The 206-nt window shown below is 70.4% G+C and carries 1 pseudogene; it reads left to right on the top strand.

The window, feature by feature from the left end:
* Window positions 1-17 precede the first annotated feature (17 nt).
* A pseudogene (locus EXE44_RS21340) lies at window positions 18-206 on the top strand (hypothetical protein); the annotation flags it as partial.

Below are 206 nucleotides of genomic sequence, written 5' to 3'. Positions count from 1 at the left end.
ATTCGCGAACGAGAGCTGTGACCGAAACCGATCCGGCACCGGTCGGTTCGAACGGAGACGGCGCTGACGACCCCGTCGCGGGTCGGCCGGAACCGGTCGAGGTCCTCGGACGGTTGCCCACCGACGCGGGGATCCGGCGTCAGCTCGCCGCGACCGCGCGTTCGCGAGGGATGACCGCGTCGGTCGCGGACGAGATCGACGAGATC

Source organism: Halorubrum sp. SS7 (assembly GCF_005435055.1).
In the GTDB taxonomy this organism is placed as follows: Archaea; Halobacteriota; Halobacteria; order Halobacteriales; family Haloferacaceae; genus Halorubrum; species Halorubrum salinarum.
This window is presented reverse-complemented; position numbering and strand designations above follow the sequence as displayed.